At 43.2% G+C, this 3059-nt stretch carries 4 protein-coding genes and 1 pseudogene; all 5 read right to left on the bottom strand.

Annotated elements, in window-relative coordinates; all coding sequences use genetic code 11:
* Positions 1-117: 117 nt before the first annotated feature.
* Positions 118-657: a DUF1016 N-terminal domain-containing protein gene (locus tag IKG78_RS17715; RefSeq protein ID WP_290945957.1), complete on the bottom strand. Its 540-nt coding sequence runs from the start codon at positions 655-657 to the stop codon at positions 118-120.
* Positions 560-838 (bottom strand): DUF4160 domain-containing protein, encoded by a 279-nt coding sequence (locus IKG78_RS20450; protein ID WP_073055542.1) that lies wholly within the window; start codon positions 836-838, stop codon positions 560-562. Before IKG78_RS20450 ends, IKG78_RS17715 begins: the two co-directional genes overlap by 98 nt.
* On the bottom strand, positions 822-1094 hold the full coding sequence (locus IKG78_RS17710) for a hypothetical protein (protein WP_073055544.1): 273 nt from the start codon (positions 1092-1094) through the stop codon (positions 822-824). The genes IKG78_RS20450 and IKG78_RS17710 overlap by 17 nt, the downstream gene beginning before the upstream one ends.
* A 196-nt stretch (positions 1095-1290) precedes the next feature.
* Positions 1291-1575, bottom strand: coding sequence for a hypothetical protein (locus IKG78_RS17705; RefSeq protein ID WP_290945953.1), 285 nt, complete (start codon positions 1573-1575; stop codon positions 1291-1293).
* Positions 1576-1580: 5 nt separating this feature from the next.
* Positions 1581-3059: pseudogene (locus tag IKG78_RS17700) on the bottom strand (restriction endonuclease subunit R); the annotation flags it as partial.

The following is a 3059-nucleotide window of genomic DNA, read 5'->3' as shown; positions in this document are numbered from 1 at the left end:
TTACATGTTCAAATATACCTCTTTTTTCAGATATTGCAAATACTTTGTTTTTATAACTAGATATGCCTGTAAGGCATAGATTTAAACAGCATAAAAAGGCGGGGCATTTTTTAGCATCTACTTCTCTTCGATCAACTCTATCAACTGTTCCTTGTTGGGTAACACAGTTTGATACTTGCTGGCAAAAATCTGCGAATTGCCTTCGGGCAAAGTGATTTCTACAAGGGAGTCCGACTTTTTCTTGCAAAGAACGATCCACCCTTTTTTAGACAGTTCCCTCACCGATTCCTTATCCTTGCTTACGGCGAGCCGCTCATAAAGCGTGGAATCGAACTGCCTTTTGAGTTCCCGCAGGCTCCAATTCGAGTTTTTCGCCTCAATTTCGTAGAATTTCCGTTCGTCGGGATTATCAATACGCATCAGGAACAAGTAATGGGAGTAGCTGAGGGTGAATTCCGCAGACACTGTCTGCGAAATCTCCTTGGAGTAAATCAAGAAAAACTGACGCATTTGCTCCAGGTTTCTCTGCGAAAATCCCTTGCCATAATTTGCAGTAAGTCTAGCAGAAATACGATATTTCGTTGAAATGAGCAATCCATTTCGCAACAACGTCCTCATGACGAGCTTCAATAATCCGAAGAATATTTTGCAAGACATGCGGATTAATACGCGAATTGTTATTCGCCAAGAGACATTTTCTAGCTCGAGTTATCCAGATTTTAGTGGCATTAGCGGCAGGTACACCTTCCGATACATGAACATGTACCGGTTCCAGAGGAACACCTTCGTTGGACCAGAAATAAACCCAGAAAGATCCTATCTTAAAGATTTGCGGCATTGCTGAACCCACCTTTCTGAGAGAATTCCATTATCAAATGAGCCGTAGATTCAATCACCTTCTTATAGCGATTGATTTCCTCATCTGAAAAACCGAATATATCTTCCCATGTATAGGAGGGTAAATAGCATGTCGCCCGATGGAAGCCGTCTTTTGCGTCGGGCTTTTCGATGTACACCTTAACGCGGCCGTCCTTGCCCATTTCGGAATGGACAATTTCAGCGTTGTCGTCAAGTGTCATGAAGGGGTACATCATATTGCTTGATGGCAATATAACATTTTCAGGCCTTGTTTGGCTAGTATTCATCTTTCCTCCCTCCGCCTACATGCATAAAAAGGCGGGGCTTTGATTGTTTTACACCATGCGCAAAAAATAGTTTTCTACACACTTGTGCACTAAATATAAATTACTAGATGGCGATTGTCAAGAGGTTTTAATTTTTTTTCTAGACTCACTCTTCTACGGCGCAATCACCAAAGACTCGGTTTAGGTCTTCAAGATTATTGCAAAGCATAACCCTTTCGCGAATATCGCGCTTGGTAAATTCCAGTCGTTTTACATGTTCTCCGTTCACACGAATGAGCTGGATTCTCCCGAACAAGGCGCATTCTTCGGCGTACTTTGCAAACGCCTTCGCCTTGCCTAGATTATCGCCCAATTCAGGGTTGTGCGGTTCTAACATATCCGCCACGTAAGAATCACCATCCTTGCGCACTATGATAAAGTCCGGATACATCGCCTTTATCTGATTATCCTTTTCATACGGAATGCGAGCGAGAACGATTTCCGAGGAGGATTTCTATACCATGTAACAAAATCTTCGCGAGCAAATTCCTCAGCAAGAGTTTTCTTTTCCCAATTATTCAGTTTAAATTTTGCAAAACCATGATCATCGACGAAAAGATGCTTTTCAAACTTTTCGCCATCACGGTCCGTGCCCATAATCGTTTCCGGCAAACCGAATACATGCTTGGTAACCTCGGCAGAATTACTAACGATATCGTTGTATTCCTTCTTGAATTTTTCATCGGCGCCCTTGAGCAAGTTCACCTTACGGCGATAAGCATCATCAATTTCATTGAATCGCTTGGACGCGTAGCCATCCAACTTTCGCAAGCATTCGCTGTCGGCTGCAAACAAGATGACATCCACCTTGAATTCCGGATTTTCCCAATCGGCATCTGTCTTGGACGAACTGGTGATATAGAAGTTTCCGATTCCTGTTTCACCTAGTTTTTTATCAGCAAGTTTAAAGATTCGATCTATATCAGACTGCGCTGTCGCAATTGAGCCTTGAACTTCGTCTTGAATGGAAATTCCATACACGTCGAATATTTCAGACGACAACTTGAATTCGGTGATGTCCTTGGAAAGTTGTTCATATTTCCCGGACTTGCGGAGTCCATCGGCATAATCACGAATCAAGTCCACAATTTCCGTTTTGACTGTCCGCAACCCATCACGCCATATATCCGTCATTACCAGAACCTGAACCAAGGCAAACAGTGACGAAACATGATTTTTACTGATGCGGACGGAACGTACGTCGAAAGTATCAAACTCTGAATCGTTAATAAACTTGACTATAGACTCGCGATCTATGCCATCTTCTAAAACAACCTCCTCTTCAACCGGGACAAAGACTGATTCTTCTTTTTTACTAGTTGCCTCTTTAGGAGCATTCTTTGCAGCGGCATCTTTTGCAGCATTATATTCAGCGGTTGACTCCTTTACAGATGTTTCCTGTACAGGCATTTTTACTTCCGGAGCAGCAGGCTGTTTCGGAGAAGATTTTTCTTCAATTACAACAGGTATTACCACAGGTTTCTGCACAATACGTTTGGGCTTGATTTGCAGTATTTGTGCAGGGCCGTCATCGAACCTTTCAGATTCAATTTCGGTAGGGAGTTCACCGCCTTCACGGTCCTGCAAATCCTTTACAATCGCCTTGACCGTTTCAGAATCAAAATACGGCAAATACAAATGGACATCAATCAACGAATCATCCACCTGAATCCGCTGTTGGGTGGGTGTACGGACCATACGGCCAAGCAACTGCGCGATATGCGTAGAATCTTTTGCACGGCGGACAGACATCATGGTTTCTGCACGGGGACAGTCCCAACCTGTGGATATCGCTACTTTAGCGAACACGACTACAATCTCGTACGTATCCTGTATTTCTTCCGGATGAACATATTCCAGCGTATATTTACCAGC

This window comes from Fibrobacter sp. (genome assembly GCF_017545445.1).
Lineage (GTDB): Bacteria > Fibrobacterota > Fibrobacteria > Fibrobacterales > Fibrobacteraceae > Fibrobacter.
Note: the sequence above shows the minus strand (reverse complement) of the source record. Positions and strands in the feature narration are given on the sequence as shown.

Bases quoted from the DNA above. Each gene is read 5' to 3' on its own strand.
- IKG78_RS17715 (WP_290945957.1), bottom strand. From the start codon at position 657: ATGTCTTGCAAAATATTCTTCGGATTATTGAAGCTCGTCATGAGGACG.
- IKG78_RS20450 (WP_073055542.1), bottom strand. From the start codon at position 838: ATGCCGCAAATCTTTAAGATAGGATCTTTCTGGGTTTATTTCTGGTCC.
- IKG78_RS17710 (WP_073055544.1), bottom strand. From the start codon at position 1,094: ATGATGTACCCCTTCATGACACTTGACGACAACGCTGAAATTGTCCAT.
- IKG78_RS17705 (WP_290945953.1), bottom strand. From the start codon at position 1,575: ATGTATCCGGACTTTATCATAGTGCGCAAGGATGGTGATTCTTACGTG.